The following is a 19,848-nucleotide window of genomic DNA, read 5'->3' as shown; positions in this document are numbered from 1 at the left end:
GGGGCGGCGCCCCGCCCCCGCGCAGCCCGCCCCCCCCGACACCAATCCCTCAGTTGTCCTCCACCCAAGGAGAACCAACCCGTGACCACCACCACCCCGCGCGGCACAGCGATCGCCGTCGCGGCCGCCCTGTTCGCGGCGCTCATACCCGCCGGGTCGGCCGCCGGTGCGGCCAGACCGCCCGCACCGCCCTCCGACAAGGCGCTCGCCGCCGAACCCGCGCGGCATGATCTGACGCGGGAGCAGTTCTACTTCGTCCTGCCTGACCGGTTCGCCAACGGCGACACCTCCAACGACCGTGGCGGACTTGCCGGTTCGCGGTTGGAGACCGGTTACGACCCGGCCGACAAGGGCTTCTACCAGGGCGGCGACCTCAAGGGCCTCACCCAGAAGCTGGACTACATCAAGGGCCTAGGCACCACCGCCATCTGGCTCGCTCCGATCTTCAAGAACCGGCCCGTGCAGGGCACCGGCAAGGAGGCTTCGGCCGGCTACCACGGCTACTGGATCACCGACTTCACCCAGGTCGACCCCCACTTCGGCACCAACGCCGACCTGGCGAAGCTGATCGACAAGGCGCACGGCAAGGGCATGAAGGTCTTCTTCGACGTCATCACCAACCACACCGCCGACACTGTCGACTACGCCGAGAAGAAGTACGGCTACCGGCCGACCGGCGCCTACCCGTACCTGGACACCGAAGGCCGCCCCTTCGACGACCGTGAGCGGATCGGCACGGTCGACGGCGACTCCTTCCCGTACACCCCGACGGCCGGTGGCCAGAAGGTCCCCGCCTGGCTCAACGACCCGACGATGTACCACAACCGCGGCGACTCGACCTTCGCGGGCGAGAGCGCCGAGTACGGCGACTTCTCCGGCCTCGACGATCTGTGGACCGAGCGTCCCGAGGTCGTGAAGGGCATGGAGAAGATCTACGAGAAGTGGGTGCGGGACTTCGACATCGACGGTTTCCGCATCGACACCGTCAAGCATGTCGACATGGACTTCTGGACCCAGTGGGCGACCGCACTGGACGGGTACGCGGCCGAGCGCGGCCGGGACGACTTCTTCATGTTCGGCGAAGTCTTCGCCGCGGACACGGCGATCACCTCGCCGTATGTGACCCGCGGCCGGCTGGACGCCACGCTCGACTTCCCCTTCCAGGACGCCGCCCGCGCCTACGCCTCGCAGGGTGCTCCCGCCGATAAGCTCGCCGCCGTCTTCGGCAACGACTACCGCTACACCACCGACAAGGCCAACGCCTATGAGCAGGTGACCTTCCTCGGCAACCACGACATGGGCCGCATCGGCACCTTCCTCAAGCAGGACAACCCGAAGGCCGACGACGCCGAACTCCTCGGGCGCGCACGGCTCGCCAACGAGCTGATGTTCCTGGGCCGCGGCAACCCGGTGATCTACTACGGCGACGAGCAGGGCTTCACCGGCGCGGGCGGCGACAAGGACGCCCGCCAGAGCCTCTTCGCCTCGAAGACCGCCGACTATCTGGACGACGACCAGCTGGGCACGGACCGCACCCACGCCTCTGACGCGTACGACCCGGCGCACCCCGTCTACCGGTCGATCGCCGCGCTGTCGAAGCTCACCAAGGACCACCCGGCGCTGCGCAACGGCGTCCAGCAGGAGCGGTACTCCAAGGACTCGGTGTACGCCTTCTCCCGTACGGACGCAAAGGCGCGCACTGGGCCCATCGAGTATCTCGTCGCCGCCAACAACGGGACCGCGCCCAAGACGGTGACCCTGCCAGTGGACGCCGTGGACTTCCGGGTCCTGTACGGCGGTTCGGGCACCGTCCGCGCCACCGAAGGCAGGATCACGCTCACCGTTCCCGCGCTGTCGTCGGTGGTGCTCCGGGCCGCGAAGCCCCTGGCCGAGCCCGCCGCCAGGCCGACCGTGACCCTCAAGGCCCCGGTCGCCGGGGCCACCGGCACCGTCGAGATCACGGCGGACACCACCGGCGGACAGCTGAACCGCGTCGTCTTCGCCGCCCAGATGGGCAACGGCAAGTGGCGCACCCTCGGCTCGGCCGACCACGCCCCGTACAAGGTCACCCAGTACATCGACCAGAAGGTGAAGGCCGGAACACCCCTGCGCTACAAGGCAGTTGTGGTGGACAGTGCCGGCCGTACCGCGAGCTCTCTCGCCTCGACGTCCGCCGGTCAGGCCCCGCCGCCCGAGAAGCCGGCGGCCGTCGAGCGCGACTACGCCGTCGTCCACTACAAGCGGACCGGCGCCGACTACGACGGCTGGCAGCTGGGGTCCGGTGACACCACGGCTTCCTTCACCGGGCGGGACGCCTACGGCGCCTTCGCCTGGGTCAAACTCCCCGAGGGTGCCGCGACCGTCCCGTACACCGTGGAGAAGAACGGCACCGCGGACGGCCCGCAGCGCACCGTCGACCTCGCCCGCACCGGCGAGGTGTGGATCGAGCAGGGCAAGGACGGCCAGGCCGACCGAGCGCCCGACGGCGCCTACCCGCCGCAGGACAAGACCAAGGCCGTCCTCCACTACCACCGGGCCGACGGCGACTACGACGACTGGGGTCTGCACACCTGGACGGGCGCCGCATCGCCCACCGACTGGTCGGGGCCGCTCCAGCCGGTGCGCACGGACGCGTACGGAGTGACCTTCGAGGTGCCGCTGGCCGCCGGCGCGACCTCGCTCAGCTACATCGTCCACAAGGGCGACCAGAAGGACCTGCCGACCGACCAGTCCCTGGACCTCGCGACGTACTCGAACGAGGTGTGGCTGCTGGCCGGGCAGCCGACGTATCTGCTGCCGCAGACCGGCGGCGCACCCTCCCTCGACCTGGCCAAGGCGGAGGCCCAGTGGATCGACCGGGACACCGTCGTCTGGAAGGTGAAGGCCACCGCCGCCACCAGCCAGCAGCTGGTGTACGCGAAGGACGGCGACATCTCCGTCGTCGACGGGGCGCTGTCGGACGAGGGCCGCTGGCTGCGGCTCACACCGTCCGCGCTCAGCGACGCGCAGAAGACCAAGTACCCCCATCTCAAGGACTACTCGGCCTTCACCGTCGACCCCCGCGACCGGGACAGGGTCCGTGAGTCCCTGCGCGGCCAGCTGATCGCCACCCAGCGCGCGGCCACCGGCGCGCTGCTCGCCGCCACCGGCGTACAGCTGCCGGGTGTACTCGACGACCTGTACGACGCGACCGGAGCGAAGCTCGGGCCCGTCTTCGACAACCGCGGCCGGCCCACGCTCTCCCTCTGGGCCCCCACCGCTCAGTCCGTCTCCCTCGATCTCGACGGGAAGAGGGTCGCGATGCGGCGGGACGGCGCGAGTGGCGTCTGGTCGGTCACCGGGCCGAAGACCTGGGCCGGGAAGCCGTACCGCTACGCGGTGAAGGTCTGGGCACCGGCCGTGCAGAAGGTCGTCACCAACAAGGTCACCGACCCGTACTCCACCGCCCTGACCACCGACTCCGCCCGCAGCCTGGTCGTCGATCTCGCCGATCCGAAGCTCGCACCCGCGGGCTGGGCCTCGACGAAGAAGCCCACGGCCGTGCCGCTGCGCGACGCGCAGATCCAGGAGCTGCACATCCGTGACTTCTCCGTCGCGGACCGCACATCGAACCACCCCGGCCAGTACCTCGCCTTCACCGACCGCGACTCGCAGGGCATGCGGCACCTGCGCGCGCTTGCCGCCTCCGGCACCTCCTACGTCCATCTCCTGCCGGCCTTCGACATCGGCACCATCCCGGAGAAGAAGTCCGACCAGGCCTCACCCGCCTGCGACTTGAAGGTGTACGCACCCGACTCCGACGAGCAGCAGGCCTGTATCGCCAAGGCCGCCGCGAAGGACGCGTACAACTGGGGCTACGACCCGCTCCACTACACCGTCCCCGAGGGTTCGTACGCCTCCGACCCGGAAGGGGCCCGGCGTACGGTCGAATTCCGGCAGATGGTGCAGGCCCTGAACTCCAGCGGTCTGCGCACCGTCATGGACGTCGTCTACAACCACACCGTGGCCAGCGGCCAGGCCGACAAGTCGGTACTCGACAAGATCGTGCCCGGCTACTACCAGCGGCTGCTCGCCGACGGCACCGTCGCCACCTCCACCTGCTGCGCCAACACCGCGCCCGAGAACGCCATGATGGGCAAGCTCGTCGTCGACTCGGTCGTCACCTGGGCCAAGGAGTACAAGGTCGACGGCTTCCGCTTCGACCTGATGGGCCACCACCCGAAGGCAAACATCCTCGCGGTGCGCGCGGCCCTCGACGAGCTGACCATCGCCCGTGACGGCGTCGACGGCAAGAAGATCATTCTCTACGGGGAGGGCTGGAACTTCGGGGAGATCGCGGACGACGCCCGCTTCGTCCAGGCCACCCAGAAGAACATGGCCAATACGGGAGTGGCGACCTTCTCCGACCGGGCCCGTGACGCGGTGCGCGGCGGCGGCCCCTTCGACGAGGACCCGGGCGTCCAGGGCTTCGCCTCGGGGCTCTACACCGACCCCAACTCCTCATCGTCGAACGGCACCGATGCCCAGCAGAAAGCCCGCCTTCTGCACTACCAGGACCTGATCAAGGTCGGTCTTACGGGCAACCTCGCCGCGTACAGTTTCACCGACAGCTCCGGCCGCACCGTCAAGGGCTCCGAGGTCGACTACAACGGCGCCCCGGCCGGGTACGCCTCCGCTCCCGGCGACGCCCTCGCCTACGCGGACGCCCACGACAACGAATCCCTCTACGACGCCCTCGCCTTCAAACTGCCGCCGGGTACGTCACCGGCCGACCGCGGGCGTATGCAGGTGCTGGCGATGGCGACCGCGGCGCTCTCCCAGGGCCCCGCGCTCTCCCAGGCCGGGACGGACCTGCTCCGCTCCAAGTCGCTGGACCGCAATTCGTACGACAGCGGCGACTGGTTCAACGCGGTCCACTGGGACTGCCGGGACGGCAACGGCTTCGGCCGCGGGCTGCCGCCGGAGGCCGACAACAAGGCCAAGTGGCCTTACGCGAAGCCCCTGTTGACAGCCACATCGCTCACGGCGGACTGTGCGCAGATCAACGGCGCGTCGGCCGCCTACCGCGATCTGCTCACCATCCGCGCCACTGAGCAGGCATTCAGTCTGGGCACGGCGGGCGAGGTGCAGTCATCGGTCTCCTTCCCGCGCTCCGGGAAGGACGAGACGCCGGGCGTGATCACCATGCGGGCCGGGGACCTGGTCGTGGTCTTCAACGCGACGCCCGAGCAGCAGACCCAGCGGGTCCCCGAGCTGGCCGGGAAGCCGTACGCCCTGCACCGCGTACAAGCCGCGGGCGCGGACCGTACCACCAAGGCATCGTCCTACGAGGGGAGTTCAGGCGGCTTCACCGTCCCGGCGCGCACCGTCGCCGTCTTCGCCCGCGGCTGACCATCACGCGATGGCGTGGTGGATCAACTACGGAGCGGAGTGTCCCCGATCCGAGGGGTAGCGGGACATGAGCGGAGCCGACGGAGCCACGGTGCTGGTCGTCGGCGACCTCGAGGCCAATCGTTACGCCATGGGCGCGGTGCTGCGCCGGGCGGGTCACCGGGTGGTGACCACCGCGTGCGCCGGCGACGCACTGATCGAGCTCGACACGAGACTCAGATCGGGTGCGTTGCCGGACGCCGCGCTGGTCGACATCGGCCTGCCCGACATGAACGGCTTCGAACTGTGCCGTCGGATCAAGGCCCATCCGGAGATCGCCGCGATGCCGGTGGTGCACTTCAGCGGCGGTCTCCCCGCGCAGCCGCGGACTCGACGCGTATCTGACGATCCCCGTCGAGCGGGAGGAGATCGAGGCGGTCGTCAGGGCAGCCCTGCGCGGGGCCCGCTCCCGCCATGACGCCGAGGCGCAGGCCGACCGGCTGACCCGGCTCGCCGCCGCGACCACGGAACTGCACGGTGCGCACGGTCCACAGGAACTGGGCCGATCTGGCCGCGGCCGCCACCGCCTGGCACACCGGCGATCCGGCCGCGGCCTTCGTCTTCGGCGCGGAGGACACGCTGTACGCGGACAGCCACCGCGTGGACGATGTGGCCCTGCTGGCCCTTCAGCTGACGACTCCGCCGAAGGGATCGCGGTAGCCGGAAATCAGGGATCATGGAGGCGATTGTCACCGCCCGCCTCACCGGCTGTGCCACAGCCCGCCTCACTGGCCGTGCCACCGCCCACCTCGCACTGGAGCCCACCGATGCCGCAGATCACCGTCGACTACTCCGAGAACCTGGAGACTTCCTTCGACCGCCGGAGCTTTGCGCTCGCCCTGCATCCGCTGATCGTCGAGACCGTCGACACCAAACTCGCCAACTGCAAGACCCGCTTCCGCCGCGTCGACGAGACGTTCGTCGCCGGGGGCTCCGCCGCCGACGCCGTCGTCCACATCGGGATCGCCCTGCTGCCGGGCCGTGACCCCGAGCTCAAGGCCCGGCTGTCCGAGGCGGTTCTCGACCTGCTTGCCGCTCACCTGGGGCCCGCCGGCGGCATCGAGCCCCTCGTCTCCGCCGAGGTCCGCGATCTGGAGCCGTCCTACCGCAAGCGCTGAGCCGGCACCTTGCCCACCGCGGGCGCCAGCGACATGAGCCGGCCGACCAGATCGCCGAACGGCCCGTCGGCCGGCTCGTCCGCGAGGATGTGCAGCAGGATGCCCGCCATCTCCTCGTCGTGGGCCGCACTCACCGCACACAGCGCCGCGAAGTCGTGCACCAGCTGCAACTCCAGCTCGCCGCGCGGAATCCGCCGCCCGTCCAGCCAGATCAGCGCCGTCGACTCGGCGAGCGACACCCAGGACCGTACGACCAACTCCAGCCGCGCCGACGGCGTCCCGATCCCCAGATGGGTCAGAATCTGCTCGTACGCGGCCTGCCTGACCTCGTCGATGATCGCGTTCGTCGTCGACGATCCAACGGCGGGACCGCCCCGCATCAGCGCCGAGAACCCCGGCCCGTGGTCGTCCACGAAGTCGAAGAACCGGCCCATGACCCGCAGCAGCCGCGCCCCGAGCGGACCCTCCGGCGGCTCCAGGAACCGTCCGGCCAGCTCGTTGGCGGCCCGCCGCAGCGCCGCCTCGTACAGGCTCTGCTTGCCGGGAAAGTAGTGGTAGACGAGCGGCCGCGAGATGCCCGCGGCCGCCGCTATCTCGTCGATCGACACCTCGTCGGGGGAGCGGTGGCCGAACAGCTCCAGCGCCACACCGATCAGCTGCTGCCTGCGCTCCTCGACGCCCATCCTGCGGCGTACCCCGGTCGTCATACGAACACCCTAACGGGCGTCGTCCACAGGTCCAGGGCCAGCCGCCCGCCCCGCAGCGGATTTCCGGGAGCGGCCTCGGGAGGGGCTTAAAGCCGGTTCAGTGCAGCGCGCCCACCCGACTGCCGTCCGCCAGTCGGCCGTTCAGCTCCGCTCGCGCGCCCTCCCGCGCGGGCACCGCCAGCAGCTTGCCCTTCGCGCTGCCGTCGACCCCGCCCGATGTCGCGAGCGACGTGAACTGCCCGCTGCCCGCCGCGAGTACGTACCACCGCCCCGCCCGCGACTTCCAGAGCACGCCCGCCAGCACCTTCGGATCCCGTACCCCGCAGGCCGGCGAGTCCTCGGCCCGCGCCGCGATCGCGGCGGGGGCGCCGGCCTGCGCGGCCGGGGCCTGGAACTGCGCCATGACCCGGCTTCCGGTGCCTCGCCAGGTCTCCGCGCGGGTGCACAGCCAGTGAGCTGTGCCGTTCGAATCGGGTAGCGACTGCTTCGCGTACTGCCACGCGTTGACGCTGCGCACCCCGTGCGCCCGCACCCCCGGCAGCAGACAGGCCGTGCGGGCCCAGAAGGCGCGCTCCGCCGTGCCGGTGACGTCCCGCGGGGCGGCCGGCGGGCCCGAGGTGAGCCGGGCGGGGGTCAGTTCACCGAGGTCGGTCAGCAACCGGTCGGCCGTGGCGTCGCGCAGCTCCAGCACGTCCCAGGCCTTGCAGTCCCGCGCCTGTGCCGGGCTCGCCAGCGGGGCCGTGATCCCGTCCGCGCCGCGGGACAGCGGCCGCGGCTCCGACGCCGGGTCGAGCAGGTTGCGTACGGAGACCTTCCGCACCCAGGGCGCGGTCAGATAGCGGACATTGCCGTCGGTGCGGCCTGCCACCAGCGCGCCCGCCGAGGCGGCGTCGGCCCCGTCCGTACGCGCGAAGTCGAGCGCCACGCCGCCGGTACCGTCCTTGGGCTCGGCGTACCGGACCACGCGCAGCCCGTCATGGAGGAGCACCACACGCGCCTGGTCGACCTCGCCCGCGTACAGCAGCTGCGGCGGACCCATCGGCGGGCCGGGCGGTGTGCCGGGGGTCGCGGAGACCTGGACCGCGCTGCCGGGCCTGGCCCAGACGGCGAGCGCGCGGCGCAGCAGGGCAGGGTCATCGGTGAGACCGCCGCGGGTCGGCCATACGGAGAAGTCCGTACGGGACGAGTGCTGCCACGCCGTGGGGGAGACCCGCGACAACCGGGCCGGCTCCAGGGCGGATTCGGCGGCGGGATTACGTGCGTACGGCGGCGCGGCCGCACCGTCCGGACCCCAGCCGTCGCCCGGCAGCCCGAGCAGCGCACCGCACACCGCGAGGGCCGCGGCCGCCACCAGAGCAGCCTTGACGTGCTGGCGGCGGCGCATCAGATCGGTGGGGCGAGCCTGCAGCGAACACGGGTCGAACTCCGGGGAGTCGAGCAGCGCGGTATCCCCCGCCGTGTCCATCCCGTCCGCCTGGGCGAGCGCCGCATGCGGATCCGCCACCCCGGCGGCGGTGAGGGCGTGCCGTACATCGGTGTCGGGCAGCTCCTCCAGACCGCGCAGTACATACGCCGCCCTGGCGGGCCCGGAGAGCGCGGAGAGCCGCTGGTCCAGGGCGAGTTCATCGGCGCCGCCGGAGCGCGGGAAGACCCGCAGGCCCCAGACGTGCGGCAGCAGCGGCGGCAACTGGGCGCGCTTCGGCCAGGCCGGCCGCATCAGCGGGAGCCCGGCGTCCAGGGCCTGGCGCAGCACTCGCCCCCGTACATACGCGTACCCGGGGTCGGCGTCGCCCTGCGCGCGACGGGAGGGCGGGATCGCGGCGTCCGCGGCTCCCGCGGGGGTAGTGCGGCCTCGCGGGAGTGAGCGCTGCACCAGGGCGTGCGCAGTCAGCACACGGCGGTTGCGCCCGAGGGACGGAGGCAGTACGAGATACGCGATCCGCACGAGCCGGGGGTAGTGCTCGACAAGGACCGCCTCGGCCTGCTCGACCGAGACAGGGCCCGGGGCGGGGGCGGGGGCGGGAGCCGGCGGGGCGGGCGTGGTGACGACATCCTGTGGGCGCACGTTCAGCAGAACGAGCGAATGGTCCTATGGTCACCGGCACGCCCCGATCGGGGCAGCGGGCGGTCCGCCGTCGACCGCGGAGCCCTCAGCCGGCCAGTCGCTCGTGGATGCGCTCGATCGCCGCCGTGGGGACGCCGAGTCCCTCGCATACGTACTTCTCCATCGTGCCGTAGCGGGCGTCGACCTCGTCCAGCGCCGCGGCCAGATACTCCGGCACCACGCCGGTGATCGCGAGGGCGGTCTCGGGGTCGCCGCCCTGCGCGATGTATCCCTCGACGAGCGGGGCGAAGGCCTGCCGTACCGCCGGGTCGACGGCCAGATACTCCGCCTCGACGGTCTCCGGCTCCGCGCCGAGCAGGGTGAGGACGATCGTCGCGGCCCAGCCGGTGCGGTCCTTGCCCCCCGTGCAGTGGAAGAGCAGCGGGCTGGACTCGGGGTCGGCGACTTCATTGAGAAAGGCGCCATAGGCGGCGCGCGCCGAGTCGGTGCCGACGAAGCCGCGGTAGGTGTCGGCGAACAGTGCCTGCGCGCGGCCGTCGCCCAACTCCCCCTCGGCGAGCACCGGATCGGACAGCACTCGCCCCAGCTGCGCGGCGGCCGGCATCCTGCCGGACGCCACCTGGTCGGCGAGCACATCGGCGAGCAGCAGCCGCCCGCCCGGCGGGATGCGGTCCGGGCGGGCGAGGCGCTCGGCCGCGGTGCGGAAGTCGACGACCGTACGGATGCCGAGCGCGGCGACGGCCGGATCGGCGGCGGGGTCGAGCCGGTCGAGCGACCCGGAGCGGAAAAGCAGACCGGATCGTACGGAACGGCCGCAGCGCAGGGGAGTGCCGCCGAGGTCGCGGAAGTTGGCGACGGTGGTGGCGGGGATCGCGGTCATGGCGGTCGGCTCCCTGACTCAGCACATCGATATCTACTGGATCTTCGGCGAAACCCCCTTATGGAACGGTAGTCGACGGCGGTGCCGTGATCGACCACCCGCTGAACCGCACCGTGCCCCGTGCCCCGCTGCCGCCGCTGGCGGCGCTCATGAACAGCCCCACGTCCTGAGTGGCGGCGGCTCCCGGCACGGACACCGTGGCGATCGTGCGCCAGGTGGCGCCGTCGTCCGTCGAGCAGGCGCCGGTGAAGGAGGTCCCCGCGTTGCGGGTGAGCCTCAGCAGCACCTGGGCCTTGACGCCGGTGATGCGCTTGTACGTGTCCAGAGTGCCGTCGCCGTTCGTGTCGTACGACAGAACGATGCCCTGGCCGGGTGTCGCAGCCAGAATCAGGAAGCCGGCGGCGCCGGGCGTGGCCAGGCTGTTGCGTACGACGATACCCGCCCGGGCCCAACTGCTCGTGTTCTCCTGGGAGTCCACGCGCAGGACGACGCTCGTGCCCTGCGCCAGCGCGTCATCCCGGTAAGCGGTGCCGAAGTGGGTGGTGCCCCGCCACAGGTCGTTGCCCGCGCCGTTGATCGCGAAGCGGTCGCCGAGCTGTCCGAAGACGGCCGCGTTGCTGGTGAAGGTGCGCCACCCGGCGGCCGGCGGCGACGCCACGAAGAGCGCGCCCTTCTGGGTGACCGCCACCGGGTCCTCTCCGCGCGGGCCGTAGCGCGTGCGCAGCTCGTACGGCATGGGGCGCAGGGGCTCCGTGAGAGGTTCGGCCGGGGCCGTCACCCGCCAGGAGACCGTGCCTGTGCCGCCCGCCGGGACCCCGCTCAGGAAGGTATCGCCCTGAGGTTCGGCGTCCAGGCCGGTCAGGACGAAGTCGACGCGGCTGGTGGAGCGCAGCCCGTTGAGGTTGCGGAAGGTGGCCGCGACGGTGCCAGTGCTGCCGGGCGTGAAGGCGGGCGGATCCGCGCTGACGTCGATGAAGCCCTGGTAGGGGGCCGCGGCGAGGGTGTCGTACACCCGCAGGGCCGTGCGGTACGCGTCACCCGTCGCCCGCACCGGATAGACGCGCCGGTCCTTCGTCCAGGCCTCCTCGGCCGGATACCAGTCGAAGGACTTGGGCGCGCGGCCCTCGGCCATCGCGGCAGCCTGCTCGTACAGATAGGCCTCCCACTGCGGCACATGGACGTCGTTGATCCGCCCGTGCCAGTCGCGGTTGGCGTAGTTGCTGAGCTCGCCCGCCGCCGCCCGGTCCGCCCAGGTGGTGACCAGCGCGCGGGCGGTGCGCTCCAGCTCCACCGCCTCGTCCGCGCTGGTGGCCAGCCGTTTGGCGTCCTCCAGCCAGGGGCCGAGGAGGAAGGCGCGGTGGCAGCCGGCCATCGTGTCGCTCAGCCGCAACAGCTTCAGCCACAGTGCGGTGAGGGCGCGGAAGGTGTCCAGGTCCTTGCTCAGAAAGGCGACGCGCAGCGGGAGCTGCAGCGTGCGGGAGCGGTTGGCGAGGGCCTGGCGGGCCAGGTCGGTCACATCGTGGCGGTAGGCGTCACTGTCGCGCAGCGACGGCCGTACGCCGAGCAGCGCCGCGAACGCCCGGTCGAACGCCGCCGGGTCGAAGGCGGTGCCGATGGAGGCGGTCAGGCTGGGGCGGCGGCAGAACAGCGAGTCGTACGGGCGGCCGTCGGTGCTGGTGAGCTTGTACGCGGTGGCGGCCAGCGCGGCGAAGGCGGTGCGAGCCGAGCTGTCCTCGCCGCCGTAGCGGATCTCGGCGTACTCGGCGAACCACGCCTCCCGGTCGATCCGCTCCTCGCGCCAGGCGAGCTCGCTGAACAGCTCCAGGGCGGCGGGGTCGCGTTCGGCGGCCTCCGGCATGTACGCGGTGCCGGCCAGCGCACTGCCCGGTTTGTCGCGCCAGGCGGTGAACTTGGCGGTCCACCGGTCGGTGTTCGCCCCGATGGTGGTGCGCCCGCCGAAGTTCGGGATGGTGCCGAACGCGTACGGAGCGCCGCCCCAGGCCGTCTCCCGGTCGGTGACCGTGTCCAGGTCGGAGAGCCCGTCGACGATCAGCACCCGGTCGGTGTCGATGGCATTGAGGAGGGCGGGCCGCGGGTTGGCCTGCCAGCCGAGGATCACCCAGGTGGCCCCGGGGCGGGCGGTGTGCAGGGACGTCTCGACGGCGCGGGCGGCGTCCGCCACCGGGACGTCCCCGGCGGAGCCGCCCTCGTGCAGCAGGTCCATCTTGAAGTGGCCGACCTCGCCGAACAGTTCCGACTGGTGCCGGTAGAAGGCGGCGGCGACGTCGGCGAAGCTCCGGGTGCGCGGGTCGAGCCAGTCGGGGCGGCGCAGCCCGTTCCAGCTGCCCTGTGGGATGACGCGGGCGTCGCCGGGGTTGCGGGCGACGAAGCCGTCCGGGACCGTGCCGAAGTAGCCTGGCAGGACCGGGTGCATGCCGAGTTCGCGCATCCGGTCGCAGATCCGTCTGCCGAGGTCGGTACGTCTGTCGATGAGCTCGGGGGAGAGGGGCCCGCCGTACTCGCTCATGTTCTGCAGCAACCACCACGGCTGGTGGGAGGGGGCGGGCAGCCAGGTGCGGGCCTCTGTGCCGGAGTATCCGAAGTCCATCAGGAGTCGGTGGTAGACGGCCTCCTGGCCGGGTGTCACCAGCACCTCGTTGCAGCCGTGCAGGGCGAGGACGTCGAGCAGACGCTCCCAGCGGGGCCAGTCGGCGTACGGGGCGGTGTACCCGTCGTGCGTGTCGTTAAACGCGAACCGGTGCGGGACGGTCGCCGACCGCTCGAGAGCCGTGCGGGGCGCGGGTAGCCGCGCCGGCAGGTCCAGTTGGCTGCCGGACCATGAGATGTGCGCCCGGCAGACGTACTTGAGGTACCAGTGCACTCCGGTGAGGAGTACGGCGGGACTGGTACCCGAGACTTCAATACGGCCGGTCGAGCCGGTGACCCGGAAACGCTCGGGTCCGTCCAGCGCCCGGAGCCGGAACTGTCCGGCGTGCCGGGGCAGCAGCCGCAGGAGTGCGGCATGCGCGGGTGCGGTGGCGAACTGGGCCGCGGGGGCGACGGCAGCGGTGTTGGCCGCCCCGGGCGCGCCGGCCGCGGGGTTTGCCGCTCCTGGCTGGGCCGCGGACGCGGGGCTGTGTCCGGCTAATGCCACGCCGATCGCTCTCGCTGTGCCCAGCACGGTGCGTCTCGACAGCTCGATCATCAGCGCTCCTCCGTGTTGCTCACGTGACAACAGGTGCGTGCGGAGCGCAGGTTACCGGGAGTTCCCTCGCGCGAAAGGTGGCTGACAGGGCACGATGGCCGGATGCGGACGAGTACGAACACGGGCGAGAGGCGGACGGCCCGCGCAGCACTGGCAGTTCTGGCTCTGACCCTTGCCGCGGCCTGTGGATCGGGCGACGACGGCGACGGGCGTGGCGCCGACAAGGATCCAAAACCCCCGAAGACGGCGACGGGCACCCTGGAGCAGCTGGCCGAGAAGGCGGAGTGCAAACCGAACATCCAGACGGATGCGGCCGAGCTGCGGCAGGCCAACTGCACGACGAGCGACGGCAAGTATGTGCTGGCCACCTTCGCCACCGACCGAGGGCAGCGCGAATGGATCAACGAGGCCAATGACTACGGCGGCTCGTATCTCGTCGGCCGCAAATGGGTCGCGGTCGGCGAGGCGAAGGTGGTCACAGCGCTGCGCGGCCGGCTCGGTGGGAGCGTGGAGACCGGCTCGCAGCACCACTCGGGGAGTAGTGGTGGCAGTGGGGGGAGCGAGGGGGACCACTCGGAACACCACGGGAGCTGACCGCGCAGGTACTGGGTGGGGGGCCGTGACAGCCGGATCGGCCCCCCGGTTCAGGGGAGCCGATCCGGGGCGTGCCAGGGGATCAGTGCCGGCGGGTCATTGGCACTTCTGGCCGCCGTTGATGCAGTTCACCACCTCGTTCATCAGGTTCTCGTCGAAGACGTTGATGAAGTCACCGTGGTCGGTGATCGGCTTGTGCAGCTGCTCCGGGAAGGAGTCGACCGCGAAGCCGGGACCCGGCGGGACGTCGTAGACGATCCGCTGGACCAATTGCGGGATCGCCTTGAATCCATCGCCGCAATTGCCGTTGTCGTCCGCGAAGGCCACATGGGTGCGGTGATTCGCACTGTCCGTGTTCTGGCCGTCCCAGCAGCTCTGGAACTTGAAGCTCCGTACCACCTGGCTGCCCTCGGGGCAGATCGGGTACTTGTCCGTCAGCTGCCGGTCCTCGAAACCGGTGCAGCTCCAGGAGGCATTGGCGTTCGCGTCACCATTGGTGAATGCCTTGGCGTCACCGGTGATGATCCGCAGGAAACGGGGCATTGCGGTGACCTTGCTGACCGGACTGCCGACGAAATTCAGCGTGACCTGGGACGGAGTCTGGATCTCTCCGACGTTCTGGTCATTGCCGCCGCCGTCGGCGTTGGCGTCGTTCTCGTCCTGCCCGTTCTGCAGTCGCAGGACAGGCCAGTAATACGTGGACTTGTCGCCCTGGTTCCGGCAGGTGGTGTCACCTCCTGCGAGATCGTCGTCGCTGGCGAATGCGTCATTGGCCTGGTTTCCGACGTAATCGTGCATATGGTGCGCGCCGTTGCTCACACCTGGGGCGACGATGACATTGTCCGGGTTGAACTTCCCGTTCTCGTTCTTCCCGCAGTCGGTGGTGAAGGTGCCTTTGGATCCGCTGCGCCGCTGACGGGGCTGCTGGACGTTCGGCTCGACGGACTGGATGTCGACGAAGTCGGAGGCTTCGGGGCCGTTTCCGGCTTGGCCGTTGCCGCCCTGGCCGTCGCCTTGACCGCCGTCCTGGCCGCCGTCCTGGCCGCCATTCTGGCCGCCATCCTGACCATTGTCCTGGCCGTCATTCTGACCGCCGTCCTGTCCGCCGCCGTCCTGTCCGTTTCCTTGTCCGTCGCCGTTGTCACCCTCGCCGGCGTTGACGTTGTCGTCGGGGCGCATGGCGCAGGGGGCGAGGGAATCAAGCCCCTGCGGCTGCTGACCGGCCCGGCCGATGGAGACGGAAATGCGGTCGATGCTCGCCGCCCGCTTGTCCTTGAGCGGATTCAGAATGGCGTTCTGGGCCAGTTGGGGATCCCGTTCGATCTGCTCCTTCTGTTCCGCGAACTGCTGGTACGCGTCGGTGATCTGGCTGTCCATCGTTGCCAGTTCCCGGTCGACTTCCCCACGCGCCTGTTCGGGCACGTCGGGCAAATCGTTCGCGACCTCGGGGCAGTCGATGGTGGACACCGTCTGTCCGGCGCTCCGCGTCTGATTCTGCGTCTGCTCATCTCGCTGGCCGGACCAGGACCAGCCTTCGCCTGCGGAGGCATACGTATTGACCGCGACCAGCCCACCCCCGCCCAGGATCAATGCGGCCGAGGCGACTATCGCCCGGTTCGCCAGCGTCGAGCGTTTTCTTGTGCGTCCCATGGAACTCCTCTGCTTCGTTGCCGGGTGTGGGTTAGGGGGGTCCCGGCAGAGGGAGAAGCGCGTCGTTCCATACGGGTGTGACTCATGGGGTGTTCAGCCGCCGTTTGAATTCGTAGAAATCTCCATGAGTAAATCCGATGCATTGCACTGAAGTCGGACGGCAGTCGGGGGTGGCAGGATGGGAGCCATGACCGAGATCCAGACCCCCCGACTCCTCCTGCGCCGCTGGCACGACGACGACCTCGTCCCGATGGCCGAGATCAACGCCGACCCGGAGGTAATGCGGTGGATCGATGACGGCTCGGTCCGCGACCTTGAACAGACGGCGGAGGCCATCGAGCGCTGGGAGGAGGAATGGGACGAGGAGGGCTTCGGCCTCTTCGCGGTCGAACTGCTCGCCTCCGGCGAAATGGCCGGGTTCGTGGGCCTGTCCGTGCCGCTCTTTCTGCCGGAGGTGCTGCCGGCCGTGGAGATCGGCTGGCGGCTCGGCCGGCCGTTCTGGGGCCAGGGGTACGCCTCCGAAGCCGCCCAGGCCTCACTGGAGTTCGCGCTCCAGGACCGGGGCCTGGACCGGGTGATCAGCATCGCGCGGGTGGGCAACGACGCGTCCGAGAACGTGATGCGCAAGCTGGGCATGGTGCCGGAGCGCCAGACGAGCCACCCGGTGTACGGCTTCCCGCTACAGGTCTACGCGATCGACCTCACGGAGTACCAGGCCTGACGCACCAGTACGTGCCTTCCGCCTCGACGATCGGCAGCCACAGACCGGCGAGGAGCAGCAGTCCGAAGAAGCCGTCCAGGATCAGCGCCGGCGGGAGGATCGCCACGATCGCCCCAGCGGTCATGTCCACCAGCAGCCACTGCATGTCCCGCCAGGTCGCCGGGTCCTTCAGCATCAGCGTGCAGCGCTCGACCTGGCCGGTGATGCCGGTGCGCATGTCCCGGGGGAAGGGGCGGTAGCGGGCCGGGATACGTACCCCCGGGTGCGGGCCGAGCGCCGCCCCGCGGCCGGCCGGCCGCCGCCGCCCGGCGGTCCGGGCCGCCGGGCTGGCGGCCGCTGTGGCAGGGGGTTTTGACGCCTGGGGCGCGGGCCGGCGGATTTCTGGCGTCGTACTCGACCTGTTCGGCGCTTACCTCTGGGGGCGAAAACGCCATGAGGCTCAACTTCCCCTCAGCCACGGTCTCCGCGCTACGGGGGAGGGAGAGACAGGCCCCGGCATCGAAGGACGGCCGGCCCTTCCGGCCGTCCTTCGATCGTCCGTGCCCCTGGCTGCTGTGCCACCTGGTAACCAGGGGAGGCGCCCCTCGGCGAATCCTGCCGAATCGTCCGACTCAAGCGGTTGCCGGAGCACTGTGGTGTCCCGCGCAGCCGCAGCCAGGAATAGTGGACGGGCCGTGATGGACGTCGATGCAGGATCTCCGCGACGGTCATGCCACTGAGCGTGTGACTTCGCCCAACTCGCCGGTCGGTGCTCGATCTTCACGTCACCGTTCGGCCGCGCCTGCTGTCGTGCGCCGGGTCGTTATTGCGTGGAAGCAGCCTTGCCGCGGCCGTCGGTGCGGGGCCGCTGCAGGGTGAAGGACTCGAAGGCCGAGAGCTGGCCCTGCGGGCCCAGGACGTTGTAGTACGTGACCTGGAGCTTGGTCATGTCGCCGGGTCGCTTGCCGGGGTCGACCGTGAAGGCCGCGAAGCCGTAGGAGTTGGCGGCGTCGCGGACCGCCGACCAGGGAGCGTCCTCCTGCGTGTACACCGGCGGGCGCCGGTTGGTGGTCGGGTTCGGGGCGCCGAGGGAGGTGATCACGCGGCACGCGGGCGGGTTGAAGAACCTCTGGTTGGAGGTCACCGAGGTGCCCCCACCGCCCAGCACCATGTGTACGGTGCCCTTGGTGGTGTCGATGACCTCGGTGTCCGTGCCAGTGGGGATGGGGGTCAGCGTCTCGTTCTTCTGTTGTCCGCGGATCGGGTGAGACCGCTCGTAGTGGTGCTCGTGACCACAGACGACCAGGTCGACACCGTATTTATCGAACAGCGGCACCCATTCCTGGCGCACTCCCAGGTCGGCGCCATTGAGCGCGCTGGCCGTGCTGATGACGACCTGGTGCATGCAGATGACGACCCAGTCGATGTCCGTGTCGGAACGGGCGGCCCGCAGTTCCTTCTCCAGCCACGCCTTCTGCGCGCCTTGCGAGTAGCCGCGGACGTAACTGCTGCCGCCGTCCTGGATGCAGACGTCGTCGTTGGCCAGGCTGATCACCCGCACCGAACCGACCGTGAAGGAGTACCACAGGCCGCGCGTGTCGTCGGTCTGGCCGGACTGCGGCGGCAGCGAGAAGTACGTCTGGTACGCCTGGAAGCCGATGGGGCCGTTCCCCAGCTCATTCTCGTGGTTGCCTGCCGCAGGCATCCACGGACGATTCCGGGCGCTGCGGGTGTTGTTGTCCCAGAAATCTGTCCAGACGCGCACCCGGTCCTCAGCGCCGTTGGCGTAACAGAGGTCACCGTTGAAGAGGTGGAACAGGGGCTGCACGCGCTCGATGCCGGCGGGCATGTCACCGGCAGCGGGCGAGCCGAGGTTGTCGTTGACCCACGGCGGATTGGCGATGGTGACACCGGCCGGCGGGACGTACTTCTTGCCGACGGTCGGCGTGCCCTGGTCGCCGAAGCTGGTGAACGTGAACGCCTCACGGCCTCGCGGACCGGTACGGAACGAACCGAACTGGGGCTGCGCACCGTCGTGGATCGCCGCGTAGACGTACTCGTGGGACGAGCGCAGGCCCGTGAGCTTGGCGTGGTAGGCGTAGACGATCTGGCCGGACTTGCCGTCCTTGTAGCTGGTCTGCCCCGCGTTGCCGGTCCTGCCGTATGTGCCGTCCAGCTCACCGATCATCACCCGGGCGTTACTGACCGGCTGCAGGGTGTGCCATGACACGACAACCTCGGAAGACGCGTCGGCGCCGAACTGCAGGTGCAACCCGTTCACCATGGGCGTCGTCAGCGGGTCGCCGACGGCGGTCGGTAGCGTGCCTTTCTTGTCCGCGGCGGCGGCGCTTGTGGCCCCCGCTCCGGTCAGGGCGGCGCCAACGGCTGTGGCACCGGCGGCTGCGAGGAAGCCACGACGAGCGAATCCTGCTTGGAAGATCTGTTGATCATCGTTCATGCCTCGCATGCTGCCGAGGCACGTAATCGCCCCCGCTGCTAAAAAACATACATTCCACAGCATTCTGATGAACACCCGCCCAGGGCGGTGCTACAACCAGCTCCAGCGCCTGGTCGACAGGAAGATCTGCACTACTGCCGCGCGGGCACTGGCATCTACTCCCGCATCGTCGATCCGTGCGTGCCGAGCCTGCCGGAGTACAGGCTGTTCCTGGTGGAAACCCCCGTGACCGCGCCCCCGTCCGGCGATTGAGGACAACGCCCGAAGGGCGTACGGGTCTGGTGCGGAGCCCCCCCACGCGGCGGAGCCGCAAATCGACACAGCGGGAAGGGGCGGGGTGGGGGCAAGCCCGCCGCAGGCGACCCGCTCAGCCGCCCAGAACCTCCGCCTCCACCCCCGCGTCCAGCCCCACCCCCGGGCGATCCGTCCGCTGCGGCGGCGTCCCGCCGATGGACTGCAGCCAGCGCCACGTATCCGTCACCGTGGACGCGACCGGGCGGCAACTCAGGCCCGCCGCAACGGCCTTGGTGACGTTCGCCCCGTGGATCGCGTTGTGGAGCTCCGGCTGTTCCGCCCGCGGGATCCAGATCGGGAGGTCCGTCCAGGGCTCGATGCCCGCCGCCAGGATTGTCTCTGGCGGCGTCCAGCGGAGCTCCGCCGACGAGCCCGTGGCCCTCGCGCAGGCCTCCAGCAGGTCGCCCATCGTCGTGTGCCCCTGCTCGCTCACCACGTTGAACGGGCCGCTCAGGCCCCGCTCCGCCGCCCGTACGACCCACTCCGCGAGGTCGCGTGAGTCGATGTACTGCACCGGCGTGTCCCGCGGACCCGGCGCGAGCACAGCTCCGCCGCGCGCGATCCGGCGCAGCCACCACGGCAGGCGGCCGATGTTCTCCCAGGGGCCGATGATCAGGCCCGCGCGCACCAGCAGCGCGGGGGGGGGGGGGCCCCCGCCGCCCCCCCGCCCCCCCCCCCCCCCCCGCGCCCCCGCGCCCCCCCCCCCCCCCCCCGGGGGGCCGCGCCCCCCCCGCCGGGGGCGTGCAC

13 protein-coding genes and 1 pseudogene are annotated in these 19,848 nt (G+C 70.5%); 6 read left to right on the top strand and 8 right to left on the bottom strand.

Annotated elements, in window-relative coordinates; translation table 11 throughout:
* The first annotated feature begins 81 nt into the window (after positions 1-81).
* From pulA to ACWDO5_RS23130, 4 genes are all read left to right on the top strand, one after another.
* Positions 82-5,391 (top strand): pullulanase-type alpha-1,6-glucosidase, encoded by a 5,310-nt coding sequence (gene pulA, locus ACWDO5_RS23145; RefSeq protein WP_450532249.1) that lies wholly within the window; start codon positions 82-84, stop codon positions 5,389-5,391.
* Positions 5,392-5,458: 67 nt separating this feature from the next.
* Entirely contained in the window at positions 5,459-5,848 is a 390-nt protein-coding gene (locus ACWDO5_RS23140; RefSeq protein WP_450532248.1) for a response regulator, read from the top strand.
* 59 nt (positions 5,849-5,907) lie between these two features.
* Positions 5,908-6,090: a hypothetical protein gene (locus tag ACWDO5_RS23135; protein ID WP_450532247.1), complete on the top strand. Its 183-nt coding sequence runs from the start codon at positions 5,908-5,910 to the stop codon at positions 6,088-6,090.
* A gap of 107 nt (positions 6,091-6,197) precedes the next feature.
* The gene (locus ACWDO5_RS23130; protein ID WP_450532246.1) at positions 6,198-6,548 is read left to right on the top strand and encodes a 5-carboxymethyl-2-hydroxymuconate Delta-isomerase; all 351 of its coding nucleotides are present in this window, start codon (positions 6,198-6,200) and stop codon (positions 6,546-6,548) included.
* Here ACWDO5_RS23130 and ACWDO5_RS23125 read toward each other — a convergent pair.
* The 4 genes from ACWDO5_RS23125 to ACWDO5_RS23110 all read right to left on the bottom strand — a co-directional run bounded on the left by ACWDO5_RS23125 (position 6,533) and on the right by ACWDO5_RS23110 (position 13,405).
* Positions 6,533-7,255: a TetR/AcrR family transcriptional regulator gene (locus ACWDO5_RS23125; RefSeq protein ID WP_450532245.1), complete on the bottom strand. Its 723-nt coding sequence runs from the start codon at positions 7,253-7,255 to the stop codon at positions 6,533-6,535. The two genes, ACWDO5_RS23130 and ACWDO5_RS23125, sit on opposite strands and share 16 nt — an antisense overlap.
* A 97-nt stretch (positions 7,256-7,352) precedes the next feature.
* Entirely contained in the window at positions 7,353-9,320 is a 1,968-nt protein-coding gene (locus ACWDO5_RS23120; protein ID WP_450532244.1) for a hypothetical protein, read from the bottom strand.
* Positions 9,321-9,405: 85 nt separating this feature from the next.
* A complete protein-coding gene (locus tag ACWDO5_RS23115) occupies positions 9,406-10,200 on the bottom strand; it encodes a tyrosine-protein phosphatase (RefSeq protein WP_450532243.1) in 795 nt (264 codons plus the stop codon).
* Positions 10,201-10,258: 58 nt separating this feature from the next.
* Entirely contained in the window at positions 10,259-13,405 is a 3,147-nt protein-coding gene (locus ACWDO5_RS23110; RefSeq protein WP_450532242.1) for an alpha-N-acetylglucosaminidase, read from the bottom strand.
* 102 nt (positions 13,406-13,507) lie between these two features.
* Between ACWDO5_RS23110 and ACWDO5_RS23105 the strand changes: the two genes are divergently transcribed.
* On the top strand, positions 13,508-13,999 hold the full coding sequence (locus ACWDO5_RS23105) for a hypothetical protein (protein ID WP_450532241.1): 492 nt from the start codon (positions 13,508-13,510) through the stop codon (positions 13,997-13,999).
* 96 nt (positions 14,000-14,095) lie between these two features.
* Here ACWDO5_RS23105 and ACWDO5_RS23100 read toward each other — a convergent pair whose 3' ends face one another.
* A complete protein-coding gene (locus ACWDO5_RS23100; protein ID WP_450532240.1) occupies positions 14,096-15,649 on the bottom strand; it encodes a DUF1996 domain-containing protein in 1,554 nt (517 codons plus the stop codon).
* Positions 15,650-15,836: 187 nt separating this feature from the next.
* On the opposite strand from ACWDO5_RS23100, the gene ACWDO5_RS23095 reads away from it, so the two are divergent.
* Positions 15,837-16,370: a GNAT family N-acetyltransferase gene (locus ACWDO5_RS23095; protein WP_450532238.1), complete on the top strand. Its 534-nt coding sequence runs from the start codon at positions 15,837-15,839 to the stop codon at positions 16,368-16,370.
* Here the strand turns inward: ACWDO5_RS23095 and ACWDO5_RS23090 are convergent.
* From ACWDO5_RS23090 to ACWDO5_RS23080, 3 genes and pseudogenes are all read right to left on the bottom strand, one after another.
* A complete protein-coding gene (locus ACWDO5_RS23090; RefSeq protein WP_450532237.1) occupies positions 16,351-16,587 on the bottom strand; it encodes a hypothetical protein in 237 nt (78 codons plus the stop codon). The two genes, ACWDO5_RS23095 and ACWDO5_RS23090, sit on opposite strands and share 20 nt — an antisense overlap.
* A gap of 585 nt (positions 16,588-17,172) precedes the next feature.
* The gene (locus ACWDO5_RS23085) at positions 17,173-18,807 is read right to left on the bottom strand and encodes a purple acid phosphatase family protein (protein WP_450532236.1); all 1,635 of its coding nucleotides are present in this window, start codon (positions 18,805-18,807) and stop codon (positions 17,173-17,175) included.
* Positions 18,808-19,174: 367 nt separating this feature from the next.
* Positions 19,175-19,848: pseudogene (locus ACWDO5_RS23080) on the bottom strand (reductase); the annotation flags it as partial.

Source organism: Streptomyces sp. NPDC000880, assembly GCF_053599675.1.
This window is presented reverse-complemented; position numbering and strand designations above follow the sequence as displayed.

Bases quoted from the DNA above. Each gene is read 5' to 3' on its own strand.
- ACWDO5_RS23090 (WP_450532237.1), bottom strand. From the start codon at position 16,587: ATGCGCACCGGCATCACCGGCCAGGTCGAGCGCTGCACGCTGATGCTG.
- ACWDO5_RS23125 (WP_450532245.1), bottom strand. From the start codon at position 7,255: ATGACGACCGGGGTACGCCGCAGGATGGGCGTCGAGGAGCGCAGGCAG.
- ACWDO5_RS23110 (WP_450532242.1), bottom strand. From the start codon at position 13,405: ATGATCGAGCTGTCGAGACGCACCGTGCTGGGCACAGCGAGAGCGATC.
- ACWDO5_RS23095 (WP_450532238.1), top strand. From the start codon at position 15,837: ATGACCGAGATCCAGACCCCCCGACTCCTCCTGCGCCGCTGGCACGAC.
- ACWDO5_RS23100 (WP_450532240.1), bottom strand. From the start codon at position 15,649: ATGGGACGCACAAGAAAACGCTCGACGCTGGCGAACCGGGCGATAGTC.
- ACWDO5_RS23130 (WP_450532246.1), top strand. From the start codon at position 6,198: ATGCCGCAGATCACCGTCGACTACTCCGAGAACCTGGAGACTTCCTTC.
- ACWDO5_RS23115 (WP_450532243.1), bottom strand. From the start codon at position 10,200: ATGACCGCGATCCCCGCCACCACCGTCGCCAACTTCCGCGACCTCGGC.
- ACWDO5_RS23105 (WP_450532241.1), top strand. From the start codon at position 13,508: ATGCGGACGAGTACGAACACGGGCGAGAGGCGGACGGCCCGCGCAGCA.
- ACWDO5_RS23085 (WP_450532236.1), bottom strand. From the start codon at position 18,807: ATGAACGATGATCAACAGATCTTCCAAGCAGGATTCGCTCGTCGTGGC.
- ACWDO5_RS23140 (WP_450532248.1), top strand. From the start codon at position 5,459: ATGAGCGGAGCCGACGGAGCCACGGTGCTGGTCGTCGGCGACCTCGAG.